A 23,046-nucleotide genomic window follows, 5' to 3' on the forward strand; every position below is an offset into this window, starting at 1 on the left:
GGCGCCCGCCCCTCGGTCCTGCGGCGTGTGACCAGTCGCACATCCGAGCGGCACCCCTCGCCAGGTGACCGCTGACCGCCCGCCCTAGGCTCGGTCGATGACGACGGACCCCCGCGAACCGACCGTGTGCGTGCTCGCGCTCACGCCCCTCCTGGCGATCGAGATCGAGCCCGCAGGGCCGCACGAGACGTCGCCCGAGATCCACGTCCACCCAGGTGGCCAAGGGTTGTGGCTCGCGCGGATGGCGTACTCGCTCGGTGCGCACGCGATCGTGTGCGGGCCGTTCGGCGGCGAGACGGGGACGGTGGCCGCGCACCTGGCCCGCGCAGAGAACCTCGACCTCCGCGTGACCTCGACCGGCGCCAACGGGGCGTTCGTGCACGACCGGCGCAGCGGCGACCGGACCGAGGTCGTGGCCATGGAGCCCTTCCCCCTGAACCGGCACGAGGTCGACGACCTGTACGGCACGGTGCTCGTCGCGGCGCTCGACGCGGCGGTCACCATCATCACCGGGTCGAGCACCCCTGTGGGTGTCCCGCCGGACTTCTTCGGCCGGCTGACCAAGGACCTGCACGCGGCAGAGCGCCAGGTCGTGGCGGACCTGTCGGGGGCCGAGGCCCACGCGGTCGCCCAGGAGCCCGGCGCGGTCCTGAAGATCAGCCACGAGGAGATGGTCGAGGGAGGCTTCGCGCCCGACGACGGCGAGCGGTCGTTGCGCACGGCGGCCGACGAGATGGTGGCCGCGGGTCCGCGGGCCGTGATCGTCTCTCGCGCCGAGGCGCCGTCGCTCCTGGTGACGCGGGAGCGCAGCTACACCGTGCAGAGCCCGTCCGTCACGACCGTGGACCACCGTGGGGCGGGCGACTCGATGACGGCGGGGATCGCCGTCGGGCTCGCGCGGGGGATGGACCTGCCCGACGCCGTGCGCCTGGGCGCTGCGGCCGGAGCCCTCAACGTGACCCGGCGCGGGCTGGGCACGGGGCACCGCGACCAGATCGAACGCTTCGCGCACCGCGTGACGGTGCGCGAGACCCACTGACCGCACCGGACGACAGGAGGCCATGATGCGCGCACTCATCACGAACGACGACGGGATCGACTCCCCGGGCCTGGCGGTGCTCGCCGGGGCGGCGCTCGACGCGGGGTACGAGGTCGTGGTCGCGGCACCCGCCCGCGAGTCCTCGGGCGCGAGCGCGGCCCTGCTGGGGGCCGAGGAGGACGGCCGCCTGGTCGTCGAGCCCCGGAGGGCCCCGGGCCTGCCCGACGGCGTGACGTCCCTCGCCGTCCGGGCCGCCCCCGCGCTCATCGCCTTCGTCGCGGCGTACGGCGGCTTCGGCGCCAAGCCGGACCTGGTCCTGTCGGGCGTGAACAAGGGCGCGAACACGGGCAACGCGATCCTGCACTCCGGGACGGTGGGCGCGGCCATGTCCGCGACGACCCACGGCATCGCGTCGGTCGCGGTGTCCATGGACGCCGCCGAGCCCCGCCACTGGGAGACCGCGCGCCTCGTGACGGACCACGTCGTGGAGTGGGTGGGCCGCACGCCGCTCGGTCGCCGGGTCGTGAACGTCAACGTCCCCGACCGCGCTCCCGCCGACCTCCGGGGCCTGCGCCAGGCGCCGCTCGCGAGCTTCGGGCTCGTCCAGGCGCGCATCCGCGAGAACGACGACCGCAACCTGTCCCTCCAGTACTCGGGGACGGAGCGGCACTCCGAGCCGGACTCCGACACGGGGCTGCTCACGCGCGGCTGGGCGACCGTGACGCTGCTGCTCGCGCCGTACGCCGACGTGAGCCTCGAGGTGCCGGGGCTGCCCGGGCTGCCTGTGGCGTGAGGACCTGTCGCCCGGGTGGCGAGTCGGGCCAGGTCGCCTAGGTTCGAGGGAGGTCAGGAAGTGGCCGACCGGGAGCCAGGTGCACCGCGCCTCGACCTGGTCTCCCGGGGACCGATGCGCCGGAGGGCCCGCACCTTCGCCCGTCATGTCGTGGGTCGGCACGGTTGCGTCGCCCACGCGGAGGAACTGCATGAACGCCCCAGACACACGCCGGCTGCGCCCGGAGCCCGCTCCCGACGACCCGCGCAAGCCCGACTCGCCCACCGACCTGCACAAGCGTTCGTGGAAGCACGTCGCCCGGACGACGGTGCGTCAGTTCTCGCGCGACCAGTGCCTCGACCTCGCGGCGGCGCTGACGTACTACGCCGTCCTGGCCTCGGCGCCTGCGCTCCTGGCCGTCGTCTCGCTGCTCGGGCTCGTCGGTGACAGCGAGAAGATCGTCGACCGGGTGCTCGACATCGCGCAGTCGGTCGTCCCGGCCGACGCGATGGCGACGCTCACCCCGTTGGTCGAGCAGGTCGTGGGCGGCAGCGACCGCGCAGGCCTGGCGCTGGTCGTCGGCGTCGTCGTCGCGCTCTGGTCCGCCTCGGGGTACGTGGGAGCGTTCGGCCGGTCGATGAACCGCATGTACGAGGTCGAGGAGGGGCGGCCGGTGTGGAAGCTGCGGCCCGTCATGCTCCTGGTGACCGCCGCGGTCGTGCTCATGGCGGCGCTCGTCGTGGTCGCCCTCGTGCTCTCCGGGCCGGTCGCCCGTGCGATCGGGGACGCCGTCGGGCTGGGTCCCGCCGCCGTGACGACGTGGAACGTCGCCAAGTGGCCCGTGGTGCTCCTGCTGGTGATCCTCATCGTGGCCGTGCTCTACCACACGACTCCCAACGTCCGTCAGCCCCGGTTCCGCTGGCTGAGCGTCGGAGCGGTCGTCGCGATCCTCGTCTGGGTCCTCGCGTCCGTCGGGTTCGGCTTCTACGTCGCGACGTTCGCCTCGTACGACTCGACGTACGGAGCACTCGGTGGCGTGATCGTCTTCCTGCTGTGGCTGTGGATCACGAACCTCGCGCTGCTCTTCGGAGCAGAGCTCGACGCCGAGCTCGAGCGCGCCAGGGAGCTCCAGGGAGGCATCGCGGCCGAGGAGACCCTCCAGCTCCCGCCGCGTGACACGCGCGCGAGCGACAAGCGCAGGCAGAAGCTCCAGGAGGACGTCGAGAGGGGCGGCGAGATCCGCAGGGCCGCCGAGGCCGCCCGCACGAAGGACACGGAAGAGAGCGACACCCAGCAGGGCCGAGAGAGCTGACCGACCGACCGACCGTAGGACGACGAGAGGACGAAGCATCATGCGAGCACTGACGTGGCAGGGCCGGGAGAAGGTCACGGTCGAGGACGTCCCGGACCCGACGATCCAGGAGGCGACCGACGCCGTGATCCGGGTCACGTCGACCGCGATCTGCGGCTCCGACCTGCACCTGTACTCCGTCCTGGGGATGTACCTCGACGCGGGCGACGTGCTGGGCCACGAGACCATGGGGGTCGTCGAGGAGGTCGGCGCGAACGCCACGCGCCTCAAGGTCGGCGACCGTGTGGTGGTTCCGTTCGGGATCGCCTGCGGGACGTGCTGGATGTGCACCCACGGACTGCAGTCGCAGTGCGAGACGACGCAGGTGCGGTCCCAGGACAAGGGTGCGGCTCTCTTCGGCTACACCCGGTTGTACGGTCAGGTGCCAGGTGGTCAGGCCGAGTACCTGCGCGTGCCCCAGGCCCACTACGGTCCGGTCGTGGTGCCCGAGGACGGCCCCGACGAGCGGTACCTCTACCTGTCGGACGTGCTGCCCACCGCGTGGCAGGCCGTCGAGTACGCGTCCGTCCCGGCGGGCGGCACCGTGGTCGTCGTCGGGCTCGGTCCGATCGGTCAGATGGCCGCGCGGGTCGCGCGCCACCGCGGTGCGGGCCGGGTGATCGGCCTCGACCTCGTTCGCGAGAGGCTCGCCATGGCCGAGCGGCACGGCGTGGAGACCCTCGACGTCTCGGCGGTCGACGACGTCGCGGGCGCGGTCCGTGACCTGACCCAGGGGCGCGGTGCCGACGGGGTGATCGACGCCGTCGGGATGGAGGCCCACGGGTCTCCGGGGGCCTCCTTGTTCCAGAAGGCGGCGGGCGTCCTGCCGGACACCGTCGCCGGCGCGATCAACGAGAAGGTCGGTGTCGACCGCCTGGCCGCGCTCCTCACCGCGATCTCGCTCGTCCGCCGCGGGGGCACCGTATCGGTCGCCGGTGTGTACGGCGGCGCCAAGGACCCGTTGCCGATGATGGACCTCTTCGACAAGCAGGTCACGCTGCGCATGGGGCAGGCGAACGTCCGCCGCTGGGTCGACGACCTCCTGCCCCTCGTGGCCGACCCCGCCGACCCCCTGGGGGTCCTCGACCTGCGGACCCATCGGCTGTCGCTCGAGGACGCACCCCGCGGCTACGACCTCTTCCAGAAGAAGGAGGACGGCTGCATCAAGGTCGTCCTGGACCCCGCGATCCGGACGGCGCCCGCTGCGGAGAACGGGTCCTCGCGATGACGACACCGATCGACGTCCGCCTGCTCGCGATCTACCTCAACGACCACGTGGCCGGAGCGACCGTGGGGGTGCAGCGGGTCCGGCGCATGGCGAAGGTGTACGACGGCACGGTCGTGGGGACGGCGGTCGCGCCGATCGTCCCCCAGCTCGAGCAGGAGCGCGAGTGGCTCCTCGGGTGCCTGCGCCACCTCGACATCGCCGTGCGGCGCTACAAGGTGGTCGGTGCGTCGCTGGCCGAGAGGGTCGGACGCCTCAAGCTGAACGGGCATGTCCGCACCACGTCTCCGCTGAGCGCCCTCCTCGAGGTCGAGCTGCTGCGAGGCGCCGTCACGGGCAAGGCGAGCGGGTGGCAGACGCTCCTGGCCCAGGGCCGGGACCTGGGCCTCACGCCTGAGCAGGTCGCGGACCTCGACGGCCTGGTCGCCCAGGCGGACGGGCAGGTCCAGACGCTCTCCGACCTGCTCGAGGTCCTCCATGCCAGGGTGTTCCGCCACCGGGCGCCCGACGGCGGCAGGTAGCCGTCGGGCTCAGGGCGCCGTGCGGGAGGAGCGGTCGCGCCCGCCGCGCCGTCGCTCGGTGATCCGCGCCGCCCAGCGCTCCCACGGCGGGCTGACCGCCCAGTTCACGGCGAGAGTGTGCCAGGCCCACCGGAACCGGCGACCCAGGGAGTCCGCGGACTCGAACGTGCGGCCCGAGACCCCGACGACCAGCCGGCCGTCGTAGCGCACGCGAGCGCCGCTCCCGAGCTGGAAGCTCAGGTCGGCGTCGTCGTGGACGTGCGGGTCGTCGCGGTGGACCCGGTCCCGGACCTCCTGCCACGCGCTGGCTCGGAACGCCATGTTGGATCCCCACAGGGGCACGTTCGCGAGCGCGGCGCGCATGCCCCAGAAGTACCCGCGCATGTAGAAGACCCGCGTGATCCGGGCTCGCGCTCCGGGCAGGTCGTAGAAGCGGCCTGGGCCGGTGAGGGCGGTCATGTCGGGCTCGCGCACGAAGGCGGCATGGATCCGTTCGAGCCAGTCCGGGGGCGGGAGCGTGTCGGCGTCGCAGCGCACGATGACCCCACCGGCCACGGCGTCGTATCCCGTCGAGGCGGCGGCGGGGATGCCCGGGGACGGTTCGTGGACGACGCGTGCGCCGGAACGGCGTGCCACCTCGGCGCTGTCGTCACGGGACGCGTTGTCGACGACGATCACCTCGTCCGGCCGGTGCGTCTGCCGGGCGACCGCCTCGAGGCAGCGTTCGAGGTGTCGGGCGTCGTCCTTGACGGGGATGACGACGGTCAGGCGCACCGCACCACGCGCGGCGTACCCGCTCACGGGCTCCGCACCAGGAACAGGCCGGCCACGAAGGCGCCGACCCCACCGGCGACGAGGTCGCCCAGGGTGTCGCGATAGCCCACCTGGATGGCGGGGTCCACGTAGGTGGACCCCGCCCACTCACCGACCTCCCAGAGCAGCGCGAGCAGCACCCCCAGGCCCGTGGCCGTGACGACCGAGCCGAGCCGGGGTCGGCGGAGGTCGGTCGAGGGGAGCGGGTCGCCCCGGACCACGGGAGCGACGAGCGGACCGGGTACCCGCAGCGCCCCGAGGAAGACCAGGAGGGCGGTGGCGAGGACGGTCAACGCCGCGGTCGCCGCCAGGTGCATCGCGAGGTCGAGCCACGGCACCCGCGCGTAGAGGTCGAGCAGCGCGATCCACGCGGCGACGCTCAGGACGAGCCCGACCGCGGGATCGACGACGCCCCGGAGGCCGATCGCCCGCGGGATCACGGTGCCGAGCAGGACGAGCGCGAGGAGCGCCGTCGCGACCGGTCCGTAGAGCACGGTGCCCACAGGAACGGCGGCCGCCGCGAGGACTCGCACGAGATCCCCGACGACCGTGGCCGTCGGGGTGCGCCGCAGGGCCTTGTCGGTGGTCATCAAGCCAACGTAGCCACCCCGCCCACGACCCGCTCGGCGATGGAGCCTCCCGCCGGTCGCGAGTCGCGCACACCCGTGCGAGCCTGCCCAGATGTCTGCCACGACCACCACGTCCCCGTCCACGCCCCTGAACCGCTCGGTCGGGGGGCGCCTGCTCTACGTCTTCATCCTGGGCGACGTGCTCGGTGCGGGGGTCTACGCCCTGGTCGGCGAGATGGCCGGGAAGGTGGGTGGCGCCGTCTGGCTGCCGCTGCTCGTCGCCCTCGGACTGTCCCTGCTGACCGCGGGTTCGTACGCCGAGCTGGTCACGAAGTACCCGGCCGCCGGCGGCGCGGCGGTGTTCGCCGAACGCGCCTTCAAGGTGCCGATCGTGTCGTTCCTCGTGGGGTTCTGCATGCTCGCCGCCGGTGTCACGAGCGCGGCGGGTCTGTCCCTCGCCTTCGCCGGCGACTACTTCGGCTCGTTCGTGGACCTCCCGGTCGTGCCGGTCGCGCTCGTCTTCCTGCTCCTCGTCGCGGCGCTCAACGCACGCGGCATCCAGGAGTCCTTGCGCGCGAACGTGGCCATGACCGCGATCGAGCTCTCCGGGCTGGTGCTGATCGTGGTGCTCGCGGCCGTCGTCCTCACGCGGGGCGACGCGTCGCCGGGCAGGGCGCTCGAGTTCGCCGAGGGCACGACCCCGGCGCTCGCGGTCCTCTCGGCCTCGCTCATCGCGTACTACTCGTTCGTCGGCTTCGAGACCTCGGCCAACCTGGCCGAGGAGGTCAAGGACGTCCGGCGGGTCTACCCCCGTGCGCTCTTCGGCGCACTGATCACCGCGGGCGTCGTCTACGTCGCCGTCGGCGTGGCCGCCGTCGCCGTGGCGCCCCCCGAGCAGCTCGCGGGCTCGACCGGGCCGCTGCTCGAGGTCGTCAAGGTCGCCGACGTCGTGCCGGAACGCGTCTTCGCCGTGGTGGCACTCGTCGCGGTCGCGAACGGTGCCCTGCTCACGATGATCATGGCGAGCCGCCTCACCTACGGCATGGCGCGGCAGGGTCTGCTGCCCGCGGGGCTGGCCCGGGTGCTCCCCGGTCGCCGGACCCCGTGGGTCGCGATCATCGCGACGACCGCCGTGGCCATGGGCCTCGTCTTCACGGGGGACCTGGGTGCGCTCGCGGAGACCGTGGTGCTCCTGCTCCTCGTGGTCTTCATCAGCACCAACGTCGCGGTGCTGGTCCTGCGCAAGGACACCGTCGAGGAGGGCCACTTCCGCGTCGCGACCATCGTGCCGGTCCTCGGGACCGCCAGCTGCGTCCTGCTCCTGACCCAGCAGGCCGGGCAGACGTGGCTCCGGGCGGGGGCGCTCGTCCTGGTGGGCGTCGTGCTCTACCTGGTCACGCTGCTCGCCCGCCGTCGGACGGGCGCGCCGACCCGCGGCGACCGATGATCGACCGCGGTCCTGGCGCGCGATCGGCGCTCTCAGCCGGTACCCGCGGTCCGGACGAGGTCCTCGCGCAGGTGCCGTGCGTACCCCCCGGGGGTGCGACCCGTCGTGCGACCCGAGGTCAGGACCCGCCCCCCGTCGGAGGCCACGACGCGCGCGCCCGCGTCCCGGGCGCGCTCCACGAGGCCGACGTCCTCGTGCTCCGCGACCCCCGGGAAGCCGCCGGCGGCCAGGTAGAGGTCGCCGCGGATCCCCAGGTTCGCCCCGTGCACGTGCCCGTTCGCGTGCCCGACGGGATGCGTCGCCACCCAGGCGGCCCGCTGCGCGGGGGAGAGGTCGTCGAAGTCGGGACGCACCGTGCCGATCACCAGGTCGGCCCCCGCCTCCGCGAGCGCGACCTGGTGCGTGAGCCAGTGCGCGGGGACCGCCGAGTCGGCGTCGGTGCTCGCGATCCACAGCCGTGCCGGGCGGCCCCTGCCGAGCCGTCCTGTCGCCGCCTCGACCCCGGCGGCGCGTGCTGCCCCGACCCGTCGGCATCGGGTCTCCACCACGGTGAACGGTGAGGACCCGGCGAGCGAGGCCGAGCGGTCGGTGCAGTCGTCGAGGACGACCACGACCTCGACCCGCACGGCCGGTCGCTCGGCTCGCAACCGCGCGACCGCCACGTCGAGCGCGGCCAGGCAGCGGGGCAGCAGCTCCTCCTCGTCGTTCACCGGCACGACGACGGCCAGCCGGGTCACGCGGTCGGCGGCTCTCATGCGAGTCCGGCCTCCGCTGCGACCGAGCGCGCCGGCGGCCGGGCGAAGACCTCGAGCACGAAGTCCTCCTCCACGTGACGGACGACCCGCGCGAGCTCGGGGCGCGCGTCGAGGGCGGCGTGGACGTCGTCGCCCCGCAGCGGGTACTCGGGTACCGGGTGCCGCCAGTGGCACGCGACCAGGATGCCGTCCGCGGTGAGGGACCCGACCGCACGAGAGATCGCGGTCTCCAGGTCTTGCGCGCCGTAGTAGTACCCGACCTCGGAGAGCACCACGAGGTCGAAGAGCCCTTCGGGCCACTCGGCAGGCGTCTGGAGACGCACGAGCTCGACCTCGTCACCGAGCCGCTCGCGGGCTGCTGCGAGCGCGGCCGCGGCGACGTCGACCCCCACGAGACGGTCGCAGCGGGTGGCGAGGTCGGCGGTCAGGACGCCGGTCGAGCAGCCGATCTCCAGGCCGGCGCGAAACCGTGCACGCGGCAGTGACGCGAGGGTCACGGCGCGCTTGCGTTCCTCGTACCAGCGGGTCTCGAAACCCCACGGGTCGGCCCGCCCGCGGTAGAACGAGTCGAAGAACTCCGCCGGCAGGCTCTCGGACGGGGACGACGTCGTCGACGTCGAGGACTGGGCAGCCGAGGGCAGGGGCGTCGAGGGCTGGGTGGACGGGCCCGGGGCCTCGACGAACACCTCGACGTCGCGCTCGACGTGCCGCAGCATCTCCGGCCCGACCGTCGCCGCGTCCCGCGGGTCCGGGGACAGCGGCTCGACCTGCGACCGGTGCGAGGCCAGCGCGAGCCTCTTGGCGGCACGCTCGGGCGGCGTGAGCGTGAGCGCCCGCATGTGCTCCGTGCCCGCCGCGTCGTCGACGGCTGCCCAGTGCCACCACCAGACCGGGTACTCCAGGAGGCGGGCCCCCTGCTCGTGCGCGACCACGGCGGCCACCTCCCCGGCGATGCGGTGGTCGCGGTGACCGTCACCCCGCCACGGCGCGCACAGCAGGACCGGGCCGTCGTCACGGCCGGGCTCGTCCTCCGTCACCGCTGCGAGCACCGCGGACAGCCGTCGGCGCAAGGCCGCGCGGTGCTCCCGCAGACCCCCGTCCGGCAGCCCGAGGAAGACCACGGCGGCGCCGGGGGCCGCGACGTCGAGCGCGTCCAGGAGCTCTCGGCGGCGCAGGCCTGCGAGCCGCGCGGGCGTGAGGGTCGGGGAGTCCGGGTGGGACGCCTCGCCGTCGGTCGCGACGACGACCGTGATCGGCGTGCCCTGACGGACCAGCCGCGCCACGAGCCCGCCTGCCCCGAGCGACTCGTCGTCGGGGTGTGCGGCGAGGAGGACCAGGTGGGGCACGGCGTGGGGCAGGTCGAGGGGAGGCAACCGTTCCAGCAGACCGCTCGTTCTCCAGGCATCCTCGGTGGTGCCGGTGTCGCGATGGTCGAACGTCACCACGGCGCGCTCCCGCGGGCCAGGAGGTCACGGCCCAGCGACGCGTCGTCGCGCTCGGCGTGGTGCTGACGGACGTACAGCCCGAGGTCGGCGAGCCGGCGGGCGTAGCCCTCGTCGGTGGTCATCGGACCGGGGCCCAGGGCGCGCGAGCAGCGCTGCACGGTCTCCTCGACCGCACGGACGACGGCGCCGCGCACCCGCCGGGCGAGCACGCCCGGGGCGACCCCGAGGTCCGGCGCGCCGTCCACGACGAGGCTCGCCTCGACGAGCACGGCTCGAGCGCCGGTCAGCGCGACGTCGACCGCTCCCAGGTGCGCCAGCGTGAGCTGGTCGGGCTCGCGACGCCGGGTCGCCGCGTACAGCTCGCGCGCGAGGCCCACGGCCCCGCCCCACCAGCAGGCCGCGACACCGATGCCGCCCCACGCGAAGCCCGGGCGGTCGAGATACCACCCGGCGTCTCCGACCGGGACTGCCGTGGCGCCGTCGAAACGTACGGGCGCGCTGACGATCTCCGGGAAGCCCCGGGCGACCCACGGGCCGTCGTCGGGCCGGACGCCCGCGGAGCGCAGGTCGACCGCGAACAGACGTCGTCCGTCCGTCGTCCACGCCGTCACGAGGGCGTGCGAGAGCGTCGCCGCGAGAGAGCACCACGGCTTGACGCCCGTGAGCTGCCATCCCTCCTCGCCCTCCTGAGCCTCCAGGCGCACGCCGGGCCCCTCAGCGGCGAAGACGCCCCAGGTGCTGGTCTCGTCGGCGCCGATCGAGCGCAGGTCCACCCCGCCCGGGACCTGCGCCAGGATGGCGAGCGCGTCGAGATGTGGTTCGAGGACCCGCGCGACGCCCACGTCGGCCGCGGCGGTCGAGGCGAGCAGCTCCCACAGGTCGAGCGTGCGCCCGGCACCCGGGGCAGGCGCGGAACGGCCGACCTCGGACGCCCAGGCCAGTGCCGCGATGACGTCCCCGCTCATCGTCGGCACCTGCGCGACGGTCGCCGCCAGGCGCCGGCTGCGCTCGTCGTCCTGGCGCGAGGGATCGAGGACGACGGCGGGGGGTTCGAGGACGGTGGTGCTCGGATCGGTCACGACTGCTCCTGTGGTCTTCCGGGGGTTCCCGCAGACTAGGCGCGCTCCAGACCCCTCGCACGCCGCCGACACCTCGTGCGACGTGAGGACGGTCACCTCGGTCTGCGACGCCAGGACAGGGTCGGGCTAGCAGAGGTCCTGCCGGGTGTCCGCGACGTCGGTGATCGCGACGTCGACGTCGACGGCGTCGACCGGGGGAGCGAGGTCACCGAGGACGGAGGCAAGCTGCGCCGAGGTGGCCCGACGGACGGTGGAGGCGAGGGGCAGGAGAGGTTCGTCGAACGCTGCGAGGATCTCGATCGTGACGGTCACGAGTCGGTCCTGGTCGTCGGTCGAGCAGGTGATCGTGAGGGGAGCGGCGCCCGGTACGGCGCCGACGGCCTCGCGGAGGGTCGCGACGAGGACGTCGGACGCGACGAAGTACTCGACGACGCCGGAGGGCGAGGCGGTGCGACCACGGACCGGGGCCGAGGGGCGGAACGCCGAGAGGGCTTTGAGCAGCGCGTTCTCACGGACCAGGGTCCACCCCTGGTCGGTGTGGCGGCGCAGCGCCTGGGTGGCGCGGTCGAGGACTGCGTCGTCGTTCATCGCCATCCCTTCATCCGCTCGGCCAGTGTCGCGCGGGCCCGGTGGAGCATCCCGCGGACCGCGTCGTGCGTCGTGCCGAGGATGTCGGCGATCTCGGCGTAGTGCAGTCCTTCGACCTCGCGCAGCAACCAGCACGACCTCTGCAACGGTGGCAGAGCGAGGAGGGCGATGTCGAGGGCTTCGACGAGTGCAGCGTCCAGCGCGCCCTGGTCGGGTCGACGGGAGGCGGACTCGACGAGCTCGTCCGGCAGGGGGACGGGGCGGCCGGCGGCGCGACCTCGATGGCGGTACGCCTGCCGGGTCGCGATCCCGAAGAGCCAGGTACGGGGTGCGGACTCTCCGCGGAAGCCGGGGAACCCCGTCCATGCCGCGACCAGGGTGTCCTGCAGGCAGTCGGCCGCGACCTCCGGATCGTGGACCATGCGCAGGACGTACCGGTACATCGCCGGGCCGTGCCGGTCGACGAGGATCGTGAACGCCTCGCGATCGCCCAGGGCAGCGCGGCGCGCGAGCAGCAGGTCCGAGACCGCCCCCGCGTCGCCACCAGCACCGACGGCTTCCATCCGTTCGACGATAGCTCCCGGTGGACGGCTCGCCACGGGCAGGGTTGAATGTGACGTAGATCACACTTTGTAGTCGTGACGTTCCGGCGACGGGGCGGCACTCACTGGAGAACGTCGCAGACCGCCCGACCGTCTGGGCGGTCGCCCCGAGCACGAGGAGCGAACGATGAGCGAGCAGAGCACACCCACCACGGGAGCCACGGCCCCGGGCACGGCTGCACGTCCCGGCGCCGCCGGGCAGGCCGGACCTCCGCGCGGGACGGTCGACCGCCCCTCGGCGCTCGCCTCCGAGCACGGCAGCACGACCATCGCGGACCAGGTCGTCGCCAAGATCGCGGGCATCGCGACCCGCAACGTCCAAGGGGTCTACGCCGTCGGGGGAGGAGCGGCCAGGGCGTTCGGCGCGATCCGCGAGTACATCCCGGGCAGCGGGAGCGACACCACGTCGGGCGTCCACGTCGAGGTCGGGGAGCGCCAGGCCGCCGTCGACCTGGATCTCGTCGCGGACTACGGCGTGTCGATCGCCGACCTCGCCCAGGCGGTCCGTCGGAGCGTGATCACCTCCATCGAGCGGATGACCGGGCTCGAGGTGACCGAGGTCAACATCGACGTCAACGACGTCCACCTGCCCGGGGACGATGCCGACTCGAGCTCCGACCGGCGTAGCCAGCGTGAGCAGTCCTCGGACAGCGGTGAGGGCGAGGACGGTGGCGGGCGGGTCCGATGACCTCTTCGCCACCCCCCGCCTCAGCACGCGGTTCCTCGGGCGAGGGCCAGGAGACGGAGACACCCACCCCCTTGGACGTCGCCGAGGCGTTCGAGCACGCGCATCCGGGGACGGGGCTCGGCGAGCCCCTGCGCCCTCCCTCCGGCCGCTTCCCGCCGCCCCTGCCCGACGACGTCGCCCAGGGTGAGACGGCCGAGAGGATCGTCGCTGCCGTGCTCGCCGTCCCAGGGGTCGTGCGACTGCACGCCGGGGTCTTCGGCGAGGTCGCCACGTACCTTCCCGGTCGTGCCGTCACCGGTGTCCGGCTCCGTCCCGAGGAGACCGAGGTCCACCTGGTCGTCTCGACCGACCGCCCGATCCCCGCGGTCGCTCGTGATGTCCACGAGTCCGTGCGTGCGCTGACCCCCGGGCCGGTGCGCGTGTACGTCGAGGACGTCGAGTCCCCGCCCTCATCATCGTCCGCGCTCTGAGCGGGCACGTCCAAGGAGAGCACATGTCTGTGTCAACGATCGGTCTGCTGACCGGCATACTGCTGGCCCTCGCCGCGATCCTCGGAGGGTTCTGGGGGTTCGTCCTCGCGGCGGTCCTCGGCGGGGTCGGATGGGTCGTAGGAGCCCAGATCGAAGGGCGCATCGACCTCGGCGCTGCCTTCCGCAGCCGTCGCCATGTCTGACACGTCGTTCACCCAGCCGCTGCCCTCACAGGGCTGGGAGGCGGCCTCCTCGGACGAGACGGTCGACGCTCAGGAGCGGGGCGCGCTGCGCGTCGCAGACCGGGTCGTGGAGAAGGTCGCCCGTGCCGCCGTGCTCGGCGTCCCCGGGGTCGCGCCCGTCGGGGCCACCGCCGGGACCGTGGGGCGAGCCCTCGGCCGGACGTACCCGCACATCACCTGTTCCCGCGCGGGGGACCGTGCCCGGGTCCGGCTCGAGATCGCGATCGTGTGGCCGTACCCGGCCGCGGGGGTCGCCCATCAGGTCTGCGAGGCCGTGACCGAACGGCTCCGGGACCTCGCGGGGGTGCACGTCGACGAGATTCGCACCACCGTCACGCGCATCGTGGACCCGTCCGACGTCCTCGGTGCCACCGGTACGACCAAGGAGCGACGAGTCCTATGAGCACACCCATCGTCCCCTCCGCGCGGACCGTCCCTGCCCCGGCGAGGTCGCCGCGGGCCGGCCTCGTCCTGACGTCCTGGGCCTTCGTCCTGGCGATCCTGCTGCTGGTCGTCGCGGTCCTGGCCGGGCAGTCCGCAGTCGTGGCCGTGCGCGGGCAGGGCACGAGCTGGTTCCTGTCGCTCGCGGACGCCCTGGACGGACTCGAACCCGAGACGTGGGTCGGCGTGGCCGGGGCGATCGTCGCCCTGGTCGGGCTCTGGTTGCTCTGGCAGGCCGTCCGCCCCCGTCCCCGCACCACCCAGCGCGTCGCGGCGGCCAGCGGTGTCCACCTGCGCTCGGCCGACATCGCGCGCTGGGTGAACGCGACCGCACGAGACGTGCCCGGTGTGCTCGACTCCAGCACCGCGGTGTCGCGGCGCGCCGTGCGCGTGACCGTCCGCACGACGGGCTCGCCCGACATCCTGACCGACGTCGACGCCGAGGTCGCCCACCAGCTCTCGGCCCTCGACAGCCCACCACGCCTGAGCGTGCGGGCCGGGGAGGGGCAGCGACCATGAACCGCGCCGTCCTGAGGCTCGATCGCGTGCTCCTCGCGCTGGCCGGGCTCGTGCTGATCGTCGCGGGTGCCACTGCGCTGCTGTGGACCACCGGCACCCTGGCGCAGTACGTCGAGGGCGTCCCCTCCTCGCTCGACACGTCCGCCGCGACCGACGCCACGGCCCAGACGTGGTGGCCCTACGTCACGGGAGCCGTCGCCGTCCTCCTCGCGATCGTGGCGGTGTGGTGGATGCTCGCGCACCTGCCGTCCCGGGCCGTCCCCGAACAGGACCTGCCGGGCTCCACCCGCACGGAGCGCCTGCGGATCGACCGGGGCGCCGTCGCGGAGGCGACGGCTCGTGCGGCCCAGCAGATCCCCGGCGTCCGCAAGGCGACCGCCACACTGCGCGACGAGGGCCCCGAGCTCGTCCTCAGTCTCCTCGTGAAGGTCGACCCAGCCACCGACCTGCCCCGCCTCGCCACCCACCTCGACGACCTCGTCGCCGACGCGGCGACGGTGCTACCCGACGACAGGCTCCGCTCCCGCACGACCGTCAGGATGAGGACCAGTCGCCGCTCCGACGCAGGGCCCCGTGTCGAGTAGCGACCAGGACCCCGCGCGAGGAGCGACCGGGCCGGAGGGACGGTCGGACGCGCGTCCCGTCGGCGGTGCTCGCAGCGTCCGACTAGATGGTCGGCCCCTGCGGCACCGCGTGACGACCGACCGCGACGACCGCGACGTCGTCCTCGCGGCCCGCGTCGTCGAAGGCGGAGACGAGACGTTCGCACATCGTCGCCGGGTCGACCCCGGCGTTCTCTGCGGCTAGGAGGGCCAGCCGGTCGAGGGCGTCGGGGAGGAAGGCCCCCCGGCGCTCCACGAGTCCGTCCGTCACGAGCACGAGCAGGTCGCCGTGCTGCAGCACGTCCTGGTGCACGGGCCGGCCGTCCGGGTTCGGCAGGCCGAGGAGGCGCGAGCCTTCCTTCACCTGGAGCACCGTGCCGTCCGCACGGACGACGAGAGCGGGCAGGTGGCCGGCGTCGGTGATCTCCACCGCGCCCGTCCGGGGGTCGAGCACGCAGACGCACACGGTCGCGTACTCGGGGTGGTCGCTGCGCAGCGCGTCGTTCAGGAGGTTCAGCGCGTGCCGGGCGTCGTGGCCCTCTCGGAGGTAGGCGCGGAGCGTGACACGCACCTCTGCCATCACCGTGGCGGCGCGGAGCGAGTGTCCCTGGACGTCACCGATCACGACCGCGACCCTGCCGTCCGGGAGGTCGAACGCGTCGTAGAAGTCCCCGCCCACGTCGAGGCGCGCGTCGGAGGCCTCGTACCGCGCGGCGACCTCGAGGCCACCGCTCACCTGCAGGCTCGACGGCAGGAGAGCGCGCTGGAGGGCGAGCGCGATGCGCTGCTCCTCCGCGAACGTCCGCAGGTTCGTGAGCGCGACGGTCGCGGCCTCGGCGAAGCGTCCGACGGCCGCCTGCTCCTCGTCCGTGAGGCTCTTGTCCCCGTCCTTGACCTGGACCCCTAGGCCGCCGACGAGAGCGCCGCTGCTGTCGACGAGCCACATGGTCCACCACTGCGACGGTCCGATGCCGGCCTCGTGGAGCAGGGGGCGCCAGGGTGCCGGGACCTCGTCTGCGCCGAACATGGCCGGGTTGACGTCGCCGGGGGCGAGGACTGCCGACGGCCCGCGACCACGGACGAGTGCGGAACTCTCCGTCACGCAGACCGAGCGCAGCACGAGGCCGGCGTCGGCGACCACCATCGCGACCACGGCCCGGCCGAGGACGGCGCAGGCGCCGCGCGCGGTGTGGTCCACGACGGCCTCGTACGAGCGGGCCTCGTGCAGGGGGACCAGGGCGTTGGTCAGCGCTTCGAGACGGCGAGCCGTGCGCCCCGCGCCCCGCTGGGCGTCGTGGCGTCGGCACAGTGCGCTGATGGTCGCGAGGAACTCGTCCCGGTCGAGCGGCTCGGGCAGGTACGCGTCCGCGCCGCCTTCCAGACCGGCGGTCCGGGAGGCGGCGTCGACGGCGGTCGCGGACACGTGCAGGACGGGGATGTGGGCGGTCGAGGGGTCGGCCTTGAGCCTCCGGCAGACCTCGCCGCCGTGGATGTCCGGCAGGTTGACGTCGAGCACCATCGTGTCGATGTGCGGGTTCGTGCGGACGAGGGCCTCGGCGCCGGTCGCCGCCTCGATCACCTCGAAGCCCGCACGACGGAGCCAGCTCGACATGATGTACCGGTGCGCTGCGGTGTCGTCGACCACGAGCACGGTGTGGGGCGAGGTCACCGGGCCTCCTTGGCCCGCCGCAACGTCGCGACGAGGGTGTCACGGGAGATTCCCGCCTTGGGGAGGAAGAGGACGCCGTCGAGGTCGTCCCGCACGGGCAGGGACGCGCTCGACATGAGCACGGTCCCGGTCGCCGGGTGCACCTCGCGGATCCTCGATCGGAGCGTCGGCCCGTCCGTGCCGGGGAGCCGGACGTCCAGGAGCGCGAGGTCCGCCGCGCCGTCGTGCAGCAGGGCCAGGGCGTGCGACGCGTCGTGCGCGACGCTGACGCGCGCGGCGTGGCCCTGCAGCATCGCGACGATGACCGAAGCGAACGCCCGGTCGTCGTCCACGACGAGCACGTGCCCGAGGTCGCCGCTCTGGGGGACGACCTCGGTGCGCGCCGGCCTGGACGACACCTCGGACCGGAGGGAGGGCAGGCGGAGCGTGAACACGCTCCCGACGTCCGGCTGCGACGAGGCGACGAGAGTCCCACCGAGCGCCTCCGAGGTCCGCCGTGCGTACGGCAGCCCCAGACCTGTCCCGCGCACCGAGGGCTGCAGACGGTTCGGCACCTGGACGAACTCCTCGAAGACCGACTCGACGTGCTCCTCGGGAATCCCGAGGCCCGTGTCACGGACGTCGAACCGCACCAGGTCGCCGTCCCTCTCCGCGCGGAACTCGATGTGTCCCTCGTCCGTGAACTTCGCGGCGTTCGCCAGGAGGTTGCGCAGCACCCTCGCGGCGAGGCGCCGGTCCGTCACCAGGGCGAGGTCGGGCGGCGAGGAGGCTCTGAGCGTCACCCCGGGCCGAAGGAGCGGGAGGGTCGTCCCCCGCAGCTCGTCGAGCAGCTGGGCGACGTCGACGGGCGCCGGCTCCACGTCCTCGTGGCCGGCCTCGGCCCGCGCGAGGTCGAGCAGCTCGTCGACGAGCTGGAGCATCGTCGTGGCGCTCTCGCGCAGGTAGGTCGCCTGCTGGGCCTGGTCCGCGTCGAGGTGGGAGTCGGCGAGCAGCGACGTCAGCCCGAGGATCGAGTTCACCGGGGAGCGCAGCTCGTGGCTCACGTTGCGCAGGAAGCGGGTCTTCGCCTCGTTCGCCGCCGCGAGCTCGCGACCGCGCTCGTCGAGCTCGGCGTAGAGGGCGACGACCCCCGTGTTCGTCTCCTCGAGCTCGGACGAGAGCTGGTCGTACATCGCGAGCACCCCACGGTTCGTCTCCTCGAGCTCCTCGTTGAAGCGCCGGAGGTACTCCTTCTGCTGCGTCAGCTCGTCGAGGGTGCGCACGAGCTCCGTGTTCTGCACGCGCAGCTCGTCCAGCGCGTCGGCGACGTGGGCTGCGGCGGTGGACCGTCGGACGCGGGCGAGCGAGGCCTCGTCGACCCGGGCCGTGACGCTCAGCAGCTTGGTGAGGACGACCCGGGTGCCGGTCGGTTCGATCTCGAGGTCCCGGACGAGCCGTCGCGCCGCCGGGACACCCCCGTCGCTCGAGTCCCCGTCGAGCACGAACGCGACGTCGGGGGTGATCTCGGCGCGGAGGGTCGCCTGGGGGGTGCCCGGGACGACGGCGATGACGACGTCGGCGGTCCCGGTGGCGACGGCCGCTCTGCCCATCTCCGACAACGCGGTCGCGACGCGGACCTGGTCCTGGACGTCCAGCCCGAGCTGGCGGCAGATCTCACGGCCGGCGCGGCGCAGGGCGATCACGTCGGCGTCGGAGCGGAGCTGTGTGGCGAGGATGGGCATGGTCAGGTCTCCGACCACGTGACGGGCAGCACCGCCACGCACGAGTCGTCGGGGCGCACCGCGTGGTCACGCAGCAGGACGCCGGCGACGACGAGGGGGGATCGGGCGGCGAGACCCGGATAGTCCGCGAGCGACCAGCGGTTGGTGAGTCCGTCGCTGTGCATCACGACGACGTCGCCCCGTTCGACCGGGTACGTCGTCTCGCGCAGCTGGCGCGTCGGCACACCGGCGATGCCGGGGTGGGACACCAGTCCACGAGCGCGGTCGCCGTGGATGGTCCCGGAGATGTTGCCGAGGCCCGCGTAGCGCAGCACGCCGCCGTTCACCTGCGCGATCGAGACAGCGGCCCCGCGCGTTCCTGGCAGGGCGCCGTGCACCCGCTCGAGGAGCGCGACGGGTGACCCCGAGGGAGCGTCGAGGAACGTCCGTACCGCAGCACCCGAGGCCGCCGCGGCGAGGGGCCCGTGTCCCAGGCCGTCCGCCACCATGAGGGTCGCGATACCGGCGTCGTGCCGGACGGCGAACGCGTCTCCGCACGCCTCCTGCCCGGTCATGGGTCGGGTCACGCCGGTCGGGCGACGCGGACCTGCCACCGTGCCCCGCCCGGCGAAGGTCGCGGCGATGACCGTGCCCTGTCCGGGCGAGGTCCACGCGTCCCACGAGGAGGCGAGGCGGGGGACGGTGCCGAGCCCGATACCGAGGGTTCCGCGGGTGGAGACTCCGTCCTGCATGGCTGCCGTGATGTCTCGCATGCCGGGGCCGGAGTCGACCGCGAGCATCTCGAGCTCGGCGGCGTCCCCGGTCCGGCAGACACGCACGAGCACCCGCCCGGACCCGGCGTGCTTGACCTGGTTGGTGGCCAGCTCCGAGACGACGATGCCGACCTTCGCCGCACGGTCCTCGTCGAACCCCAGGTCCCGGGCGACGACGCTCGCCGCACGGCGCACGCGACCGACCGCCGACGGGTGGTCCACGGTGTACCAGGTGCCGTTCTCGACGATGCTGCGGCGCTCGTCGACTCCGCTCGATGCCGTCATCGCGACCATGTCGCGATCTCGACGCGCGTACCGGCCCCGGCCGCGGTGTCGATCGCGAAGTGCTGGACGAGCCGGCGCGATCCCGACAGGCCCAGGCCGAGCCCGCCGCCGCTGGTCCAGCCGTCGGTCAGCGCCAGGTCGAGGTCGGGGATGCCAGGCCCGTCGTCCTTGAACACGGCGCGCACGCCGGTCCGCGGGCCGTTGGCGACGAGCTCGACCTCGGCGGCGCCGCCGCCCCCGTACACGAGCGTGTTGCGGGCCAGCTCGCTCGCCGCGGTGACGAGCTTGGTCTGGTCGACCAGCGAGAGGCGCGCCTGCTGGGCGAGGGTTCGCACGAGCTGACGCACCTTGACGACGTCGGAGTCCGTGAGGATGGGCACGCGTTCGACGGTCGCCGTCGGGGTGCTCATCTCTCCTCGCGCTCAGCGGCGGCGAGAAGGACGTCCTCCGCCGACTCCTCGACCGTGCCCAGGAGCGCGAGGGCACGCTCGACGTCGAGCGCGGTGCGGACGTTCCCGAGGGACAGCCCCAGCTCGACCATCGTGATCGCGACGGCAGGGCGCATGCCGACGACGACGGTCGTCGCGTCGAGAACGTGCGAGATGCTGGCGGCCGAGGCCAGCATGCGTCCGATGAACGAGTCCACGATCTCCAGGCCGGAGATGTCGATGATGACCCCGCGCGCTCCGGTCTCCGTGATCCGCGTCGCGAGATCTTCCTGGAGCTGCAGGGCGGTGTCGTCCTGCAGGTCCACCTGGATCGAGACGAGGAGCGTCGAGCCGATCTTGAGGACGGGGACGCCGTCGGTCACGCCGGCAGGCCCTTCTGACGTGCCCCGCGGCCTGAGCGGAGGGCGTCGACGAGGGCGTCGGCGAGCGTCGCACGCGTGCGGATGTCGCCGAACTCGATGCCGAGAGCCACGATCGTCTGCGCGATCTGGGGCCGGATACCGCTGATCGTGCACTCGGCCCCCATGAGGCGTGCCGCGACCACGGTCTTGAGGAGGTGCTGCGCGACCTGGGTGTCGACAGCGGGCACACCCGTGATGTCGATGATCGCGTGCTCGCTGCCCGTGTCGACGAGGGTGTTGAGGAGGCGCTCCATGACCACCTGGGCGCGGGCGGAGTCGAGCGTGCCCACGAGCGGCACCGCGACGATGCCCTCCCAGAGCTTGACCACGGGGGTCGAGAGCTCGAGAAGCTGCTCGGCCTGCTCCGTGATGATCGACTCACGAGCGGCGGCGAAGCTCTCGAAGGTCAGCAGGCCGAGCTGGTCGACGAGCTGGAGCAGCGGCACGATGTCGGTGTCGGGGGAGGCGAGGGGGTACAGGCCGTCCTTGAGGGCGAACAGGCCGATCGCGGTCTCGCGCGGCGTGAACCCGAGCCGGGCGCGGACCGCCGAGACGTCGGCGAGGATGCCGCGGAGCTGGTCGAACGCCGCGTCCGTCACGACCGTTCCACCTGCCCGGAGTCCGTCGACCAGGGCGTCGAAGATCTCGGCCTGCTCGCGCTCGAGCTCACCGCGGGAGGTGCGCCCGTGGAGCTCGCGCGCGGCCGCGTCGAGCCACGCGCTGCGGATGTCGTCCGCGCGGGTGGCAAGTGTCTGGGAGAGGGCTAGGGGTGCAGCTGTGGCGACGTCGGCCATCGACATTCCTTCCATGTCTTTGCCGCCTGCTCAAGGTCTCCAAGCAGTGGCGAGGGCTCATTCTAGCGGGGGTGGGCAGGGTCTTTTCCACCGTCCCGGACGCCGGTCCTCGGAGCGTCGGCCACCGTGCCGCGCGGGGGTTCAGTCGCTCGGCGCAGCCGCCCTGAGCCTGTCGAGCAGGGGCCCGGCCGCCTGGTCGAGGAAGTCCTGCTGGCCCTCGTCGCCGACCTGGACGAGCGCGACGTCGGTGAAGCCCGCCTCCCAGTACGCCGACACCGCCTCGACGATCGCGTCGAGGTCGGGCCCGCACGGGATCGACTCCGCGACGTCCTCGGGACGGACGAACGCGCTGGCGCTCGCGAAGGCCTGCGTCGTCGGGAGGTTGGCGTTGACCGGCCACCCCAGGCCCGACCACCGGAACTGGTCGTGCGCCCGGGTGAGGGCTCGCTCGTGGTCGGTGTCCCAGCAGATGGGGATCTGGCCGATCTTGCGCGACGGCGGGAGCTCGGCCGCGTCGCGCGCCCGGTCCCAGGCGGTGACGAGCTCCGGCTTCGGTTCCGTGGCCACGAGGTGGTCCGCGAGCGTCGCGAAGGACGCCACCGACTGCGCGCCCGACACCGCGATCCCGATCTCGACCGGGGAGTCCGGCAGGTCCCACAGGCGGGCCGAGTCGACCTGGAAGTACTCACCGCGATAGCTCAGCAGCTCGCCCGTGAACAGCTCGCTGATGATGTCGACCGCCTCGACGAGCAGCCCGTGCCTCTCGTCGACCGCGGGCCAGCCTCGACCCACGACGTGCTCGTTCAGGTTCTCCCCGGCGCCGAGCCCGAGCGTGAAGCGACCGTCGGACAAGATCCCCAGCGTCGCCGCCTTCTGGGCGACCACGGCAGGGTGGTAGCGGATCGTCGGGCACGTCACGTACGTCATGAGGTCGACGCGCTCGGTCGCCTGGGCCACGGCACCCAGAACCGTCCAGGCATACGGGGAGTGACCCTGAGCGTCGAGCCACGGGAAGTAGTGGTCGGAGGACACCTCGAAGTCGAAGCCGATCCGCTCGGCGGCCACCGCATAGTCCACCAGGGCCTTGGGGCCGGACTGCTCGGTCATGAGGGTGTAGCCGAATCTGGTCATGCGTCGATCCTCACGCTGCCCGGGGAGCCTCGCACCCCGGCCGGGGCCTGCGTCCTCGCTCTCGGCTGGGCTCAGCGGGTCCGGTAGCGCGCATAGACGAGCCCGCTGTCGAAGGTCCGCTCCTCGACCAGGTCGAGGTCGAGGCGCACGCCGTCGGGGAAGAAGCGCTTGCCGCCGCCGACCACGCTCGTGGTGACGAACAGGTGGTACTCGTCCACCAGGCCGGCCTTGATCGCCTGGGCAGCGAGGTTCGGGCCGTCCACGGTGAGGTCGTGCTCGGACTCGGCCTTGAGCCTGCGCACGGCCTCGGGGTCGAAGGTCCGCTCGATCCTGGTCCTCGCGCTGGACACCGCCTCCAGAGTCGTGGAGTACACGACCTTCTCCGCGGCCTGCCACCCCTGGGCGTACCGGACGATGAACGGCGGTGCGGCAGGGTCGGCGTCCGCCGTCTCCCAGAAGACCATCGTCTCGTACATCCGTCGGCCGTAGAGGTACGTGCCCACGTCGCGAAAGACGTCGTCGATGAAGGTGTGGACCTCCTCGTCGTCCGCACCCACGCCGAGGTCGCCCTCCGCCGCCTCTGCGTAGCCGTCGAGCGAGATGATCATCGAGTAGATGAGCCGTCCCATGTCTTCTCCTCCGGTTCGCGCGCACCGACCGACGACGGTCGTGCAGG

General features: G+C 73.1%; 27 protein-coding genes. 12 read left to right on the forward strand and 15 right to left on the reverse strand.

Annotation, left to right across the window (positions count from 1 at the left end):
- The first annotated feature begins 97 nt into the window (after window positions 1-97).
- The 5 genes from H9640_RS02085 to H9640_RS02105 all read left to right on the forward strand — a co-directional run bounded on the left by H9640_RS02085 (window position 98) and on the right by H9640_RS02105 (window position 4,908).
- Window positions 98-1,039 (forward strand): 1-phosphofructokinase family hexose kinase, encoded by a 942-nt coding sequence (locus H9640_RS02085; protein ID WP_191789054.1) that lies wholly within the window; start codon window positions 98-100, stop codon window positions 1,037-1,039.
- 25 nt (window positions 1,040-1,064) lie between these two features.
- Window positions 1,065-1,832: a 5'/3'-nucleotidase SurE gene (surE, locus tag H9640_RS02090; RefSeq protein WP_191789055.1), complete on the forward strand. Its 768-nt coding sequence runs from the start codon at window positions 1,065-1,067 to the stop codon at window positions 1,830-1,832.
- A 190-nt stretch (window positions 1,833-2,022) separates the two neighbouring features.
- The gene (locus H9640_RS02095) at window positions 2,023-3,123 is read left to right on the forward strand and encodes a YihY/virulence factor BrkB family protein (protein ID WP_191789056.1); all 1,101 of its coding nucleotides are present in this window, start codon (window positions 2,023-2,025) and stop codon (window positions 3,121-3,123) included.
- Between the two features lie 40 nt (window positions 3,124-3,163).
- Entirely contained in the window at window positions 3,164-4,390 is a 1,227-nt protein-coding gene (locus H9640_RS02100) for an alcohol dehydrogenase catalytic domain-containing protein (protein WP_191789057.1), read from the forward strand.
- Window positions 4,387-4,908 (forward strand): hypothetical protein, encoded by a 522-nt coding sequence (locus tag H9640_RS02105; protein ID WP_191789058.1) that lies wholly within the window; start codon window positions 4,387-4,389, stop codon window positions 4,906-4,908. The genes H9640_RS02100 and H9640_RS02105 overlap by 4 nt, the downstream gene beginning before the upstream one ends.
- A 9-nt stretch (window positions 4,909-4,917) precedes the next feature.
- Here H9640_RS02105 and H9640_RS02110 read toward each other — a convergent pair whose 3' ends face one another.
- Window positions 4,918-5,709 (reverse strand): glycosyltransferase family 2 protein, encoded by a 792-nt coding sequence (locus H9640_RS02110; RefSeq protein WP_318243596.1) that lies wholly within the window; start codon window positions 5,707-5,709, stop codon window positions 4,918-4,920.
- On the reverse strand, window positions 5,706-6,311 hold the full coding sequence (locus H9640_RS02115; protein WP_191789059.1) for a hypothetical protein: 606 nt from the start codon (window positions 6,309-6,311) through the stop codon (window positions 5,706-5,708). The genes H9640_RS02110 and H9640_RS02115 overlap by 4 nt, the downstream gene beginning before the upstream one ends.
- A gap of 91 nt (window positions 6,312-6,402) precedes the next feature.
- Between H9640_RS02115 and H9640_RS02120 the strand changes: the two genes are divergently transcribed.
- Window positions 6,403-7,737, forward strand: a complete 1,335-nt coding sequence (locus tag H9640_RS02120) for an APC family permease (protein WP_191789060.1) — start codon at window positions 6,403-6,405, stop codon at window positions 7,735-7,737.
- A gap of 32 nt (window positions 7,738-7,769) precedes the next feature.
- On the opposite strand, the gene H9640_RS02125 is transcribed toward H9640_RS02120, so the two are convergent.
- From H9640_RS02125 to H9640_RS02145, 5 genes are all read right to left on the reverse strand, one after another.
- The gene (locus H9640_RS02125; protein WP_191789061.1) at window positions 7,770-8,492 is read right to left on the reverse strand and encodes a glycosyltransferase; all 723 of its coding nucleotides are present in this window, start codon (window positions 8,490-8,492) and stop codon (window positions 7,770-7,772) included.
- On the reverse strand, window positions 8,489-9,934 hold the full coding sequence (locus H9640_RS02130; protein ID WP_318243597.1) for a bifunctional PIG-L family deacetylase/class I SAM-dependent methyltransferase: 1,446 nt from the start codon (window positions 9,932-9,934) through the stop codon (window positions 8,489-8,491). The genes H9640_RS02125 and H9640_RS02130 overlap by 4 nt, the downstream gene beginning before the upstream one ends.
- Window positions 9,931-11,016 carry an acyl-CoA dehydrogenase gene (locus tag H9640_RS02135; RefSeq protein WP_318243598.1) on the reverse strand — a complete coding sequence of 362 codons (1,086 nt, stop codon included), beginning with the start codon at window positions 11,014-11,016 and terminating at the stop codon, window positions 9,931-9,933. The genes H9640_RS02130 and H9640_RS02135 overlap by 4 nt, the downstream gene beginning before the upstream one ends.
- A 126-nt stretch (window positions 11,017-11,142) precedes the next feature.
- Window positions 11,143-11,604 carry a hypothetical protein gene (locus H9640_RS02140; RefSeq protein ID WP_191789063.1) on the reverse strand — a complete coding sequence of 154 codons (462 nt, stop codon included), beginning with the start codon at window positions 11,602-11,604 and terminating at the stop codon, window positions 11,143-11,145.
- Window positions 11,601-12,167 (reverse strand): RNA polymerase sigma factor, encoded by a 567-nt coding sequence (locus tag H9640_RS02145; RefSeq protein WP_191789064.1) that lies wholly within the window; start codon window positions 12,165-12,167, stop codon window positions 11,601-11,603. The genes H9640_RS02140 and H9640_RS02145 overlap by 4 nt, the downstream gene beginning before the upstream one ends.
- 166 nt (window positions 12,168-12,333) lie before the next feature.
- Between H9640_RS02145 and H9640_RS02150 the strand changes: the two genes are divergently transcribed.
- The 6 genes from H9640_RS02150 (at window position 12,334) to H9640_RS02175 (ending at window position 15,150) form a co-directional block, all read left to right on the forward strand.
- Window positions 12,334-12,894, forward strand: coding sequence for an Asp23/Gls24 family envelope stress response protein (locus H9640_RS02150; protein ID WP_191789065.1), 561 nt, complete (start codon window positions 12,334-12,336; stop codon window positions 12,892-12,894).
- 71 nt (window positions 12,895-12,965) lie between these two features.
- Window positions 12,966-13,364 carry an Asp23/Gls24 family envelope stress response protein gene (locus H9640_RS02155; protein WP_225226512.1) on the forward strand — a complete coding sequence of 133 codons (399 nt, stop codon included), beginning with the start codon at window positions 12,966-12,968 and terminating at the stop codon, window positions 13,362-13,364.
- A gap of 23 nt (window positions 13,365-13,387) precedes the next feature.
- Window positions 13,388-13,567: a DUF2273 domain-containing protein gene (locus H9640_RS02160; RefSeq protein WP_191789066.1), complete on the forward strand. Its 180-nt coding sequence runs from the start codon at window positions 13,388-13,390 to the stop codon at window positions 13,565-13,567.
- Complete coding sequence (locus tag H9640_RS02165; protein WP_191789067.1) at window positions 13,560-14,009, forward strand: Asp23/Gls24 family envelope stress response protein; 450 nt, start codon at window positions 13,560-13,562, stop codon at window positions 14,007-14,009. The genes H9640_RS02160 and H9640_RS02165 overlap by 8 nt, the downstream gene beginning before the upstream one ends.
- Window positions 14,006-14,566, forward strand: a complete 561-nt coding sequence (locus tag H9640_RS02170; RefSeq protein ID WP_191789068.1) for a DUF6286 domain-containing protein — start codon at window positions 14,006-14,008, stop codon at window positions 14,564-14,566. The genes H9640_RS02165 and H9640_RS02170 overlap by 4 nt, the downstream gene beginning before the upstream one ends.
- Window positions 14,563-15,150 (forward strand): hypothetical protein, encoded by a 588-nt coding sequence (locus H9640_RS02175; RefSeq protein ID WP_191789069.1) that lies wholly within the window; start codon window positions 14,563-14,565, stop codon window positions 15,148-15,150. The genes H9640_RS02170 and H9640_RS02175 overlap by 4 nt, the downstream gene beginning before the upstream one ends.
- An 82-nt stretch (window positions 15,151-15,232) precedes the next feature.
- Here the strand turns inward: H9640_RS02175 and H9640_RS19535 are convergent, their stop codons facing one another.
- From H9640_RS19535 to H9640_RS02215, 8 genes are all read right to left on the reverse strand, one after another.
- Window positions 15,233-16,837, reverse strand: a complete 1,605-nt coding sequence (locus tag H9640_RS19535; protein WP_191789070.1) for a fused response regulator/phosphatase — start codon at window positions 16,835-16,837, stop codon at window positions 15,233-15,235.
- Window positions 16,834-18,558 carry an ATP-binding protein gene (locus H9640_RS02185; protein ID WP_191789071.1) on the reverse strand — a complete coding sequence of 575 codons (1,725 nt, stop codon included), beginning with the start codon at window positions 18,556-18,558 and terminating at the stop codon, window positions 16,834-16,836. The genes H9640_RS19535 and H9640_RS02185 overlap by 4 nt, the downstream gene beginning before the upstream one ends.
- 2 nt (window positions 18,559-18,560) lie before the next feature.
- Window positions 18,561-19,595, reverse strand: coding sequence for an ATP-binding SpoIIE family protein phosphatase (locus H9640_RS02190; protein ID WP_191789072.1), 1,035 nt, complete (start codon window positions 19,593-19,595; stop codon window positions 18,561-18,563).
- Entirely contained in the window at window positions 19,592-20,005 is a 414-nt protein-coding gene (locus H9640_RS02195; RefSeq protein ID WP_138824209.1) for an ATP-binding protein, read from the reverse strand. The genes H9640_RS02190 and H9640_RS02195 overlap by 4 nt, the downstream gene beginning before the upstream one ends.
- A complete protein-coding gene (locus H9640_RS02200; RefSeq protein WP_138824210.1) occupies window positions 20,002-20,406 on the reverse strand; it encodes an STAS domain-containing protein in 405 nt (134 codons plus the stop codon). The genes H9640_RS02195 and H9640_RS02200 overlap by 4 nt, the downstream gene beginning before the upstream one ends.
- On the reverse strand, window positions 20,403-21,239 hold the full coding sequence (locus tag H9640_RS02205; protein ID WP_191789073.1) for an STAS domain-containing protein: 837 nt from the start codon (window positions 21,237-21,239) through the stop codon (window positions 20,403-20,405). Before H9640_RS02205 ends, H9640_RS02200 begins: the two co-directional genes overlap by 4 nt.
- 141 nt (window positions 21,240-21,380) lie before the next feature.
- Window positions 21,381-22,370, reverse strand: a complete 990-nt coding sequence (locus H9640_RS02210; protein WP_191789074.1) for a TIGR03557 family F420-dependent LLM class oxidoreductase — start codon at window positions 22,368-22,370, stop codon at window positions 21,381-21,383.
- A 71-nt stretch (window positions 22,371-22,441) separates the two neighbouring features.
- Complete coding sequence (locus tag H9640_RS02215) at window positions 22,442-22,999, reverse strand: dihydrofolate reductase family protein (RefSeq protein WP_191789075.1); 558 nt, start codon at window positions 22,997-22,999, stop codon at window positions 22,442-22,444.
- Window positions 23,000-23,046 lie beyond the last annotated feature (47 nt).

Origin of the sequence: Oerskovia gallyi, assembly GCF_014836745.1 — a bacterium.
Taxonomy (GTDB): domain Bacteria; phylum Actinomycetota; class Actinomycetes; order Actinomycetales; family Cellulomonadaceae; genus Oerskovia; species Oerskovia paurometabola.

Excerpts from the sequence above, each read along its gene's own strand:
- H9640_RS02140 (WP_191789063.1), bottom strand. The coding sequence starts at position 11,604 with ATGAACGACGACGCAGTCCTCGACCGCGCCACCCAGGCGCTGCGCCGC.
- H9640_RS02085 (WP_191789054.1), top strand. The coding sequence starts at position 98 with ATGACGACGGACCCCCGCGAACCGACCGTGTGCGTGCTCGCGCTCACG.
- H9640_RS02100 (WP_191789057.1), top strand. The coding sequence starts at position 3,164 with ATGCGAGCACTGACGTGGCAGGGCCGGGAGAAGGTCACGGTCGAGGAC.
- H9640_RS02165 (WP_191789067.1), top strand. The coding sequence starts at position 13,560 with ATGTCTGACACGTCGTTCACCCAGCCGCTGCCCTCACAGGGCTGGGAG.
- H9640_RS02215 (WP_191789075.1), bottom strand. The coding sequence starts at position 22,999 with ATGGGACGGCTCATCTACTCGATGATCATCTCGCTCGACGGCTACGCA.
- H9640_RS02185 (WP_191789071.1), bottom strand. The coding sequence starts at position 18,558 with ATGCCCATCCTCGCCACACAGCTCCGCTCCGACGCCGACGTGATCGCC.
- H9640_RS02190 (WP_191789072.1), bottom strand. The coding sequence starts at position 19,595 with ATGACGGCATCGAGCGGAGTCGACGAGCGCCGCAGCATCGTCGAGAAC.
- H9640_RS02145 (WP_191789064.1), bottom strand. The coding sequence starts at position 12,167 with ATGGAAGCCGTCGGTGCTGGTGGCGACGCGGGGGCGGTCTCGGACCTG.
- H9640_RS02170 (WP_191789068.1), top strand. The coding sequence starts at position 14,006 with ATGAGCACACCCATCGTCCCCTCCGCGCGGACCGTCCCTGCCCCGGCG.
- H9640_RS02160 (WP_191789066.1), top strand. The coding sequence starts at position 13,388 with ATGTCTGTGTCAACGATCGGTCTGCTGACCGGCATACTGCTGGCCCTC.
- H9640_RS02195 (WP_138824209.1), bottom strand. The coding sequence starts at position 20,005 with ATGAGCACCCCGACGGCGACCGTCGAACGCGTGCCCATCCTCACGGAC.
- H9640_RS02105 (WP_191789058.1), top strand. The coding sequence starts at position 4,387 with ATGACGACACCGATCGACGTCCGCCTGCTCGCGATCTACCTCAACGAC.
- H9640_RS02175 (WP_191789069.1), top strand. The coding sequence starts at position 14,563 with ATGAACCGCGCCGTCCTGAGGCTCGATCGCGTGCTCCTCGCGCTGGCC.
- H9640_RS02120 (WP_191789060.1), top strand. The coding sequence starts at position 6,403 with ATGTCTGCCACGACCACCACGTCCCCGTCCACGCCCCTGAACCGCTCG.
- H9640_RS02150 (WP_191789065.1), top strand. The coding sequence starts at position 12,334 with ATGAGCGAGCAGAGCACACCCACCACGGGAGCCACGGCCCCGGGCACG.
- H9640_RS02115 (WP_191789059.1), bottom strand. The coding sequence starts at position 6,311 with ATGACCACCGACAAGGCCCTGCGGCGCACCCCGACGGCCACGGTCGTC.
- H9640_RS02125 (WP_191789061.1), bottom strand. The coding sequence starts at position 8,492 with ATGAGAGCCGCCGACCGCGTGACCCGGCTGGCCGTCGTCGTGCCGGTG.
- H9640_RS02205 (WP_191789073.1), bottom strand. The coding sequence starts at position 21,239 with ATGGCCGACGTCGCCACAGCTGCACCCCTAGCCCTCTCCCAGACACTT.
- surE (WP_191789055.1), top strand. The coding sequence starts at position 1,065 with ATGCGCGCACTCATCACGAACGACGACGGGATCGACTCCCCGGGCCTG.
- H9640_RS02095 (WP_191789056.1), top strand. The coding sequence starts at position 2,023 with ATGAACGCCCCAGACACACGCCGGCTGCGCCCGGAGCCCGCTCCCGAC.
- H9640_RS02210 (WP_191789074.1), bottom strand. The coding sequence starts at position 22,370 with ATGACCAGATTCGGCTACACCCTCATGACCGAGCAGTCCGGCCCCAAG.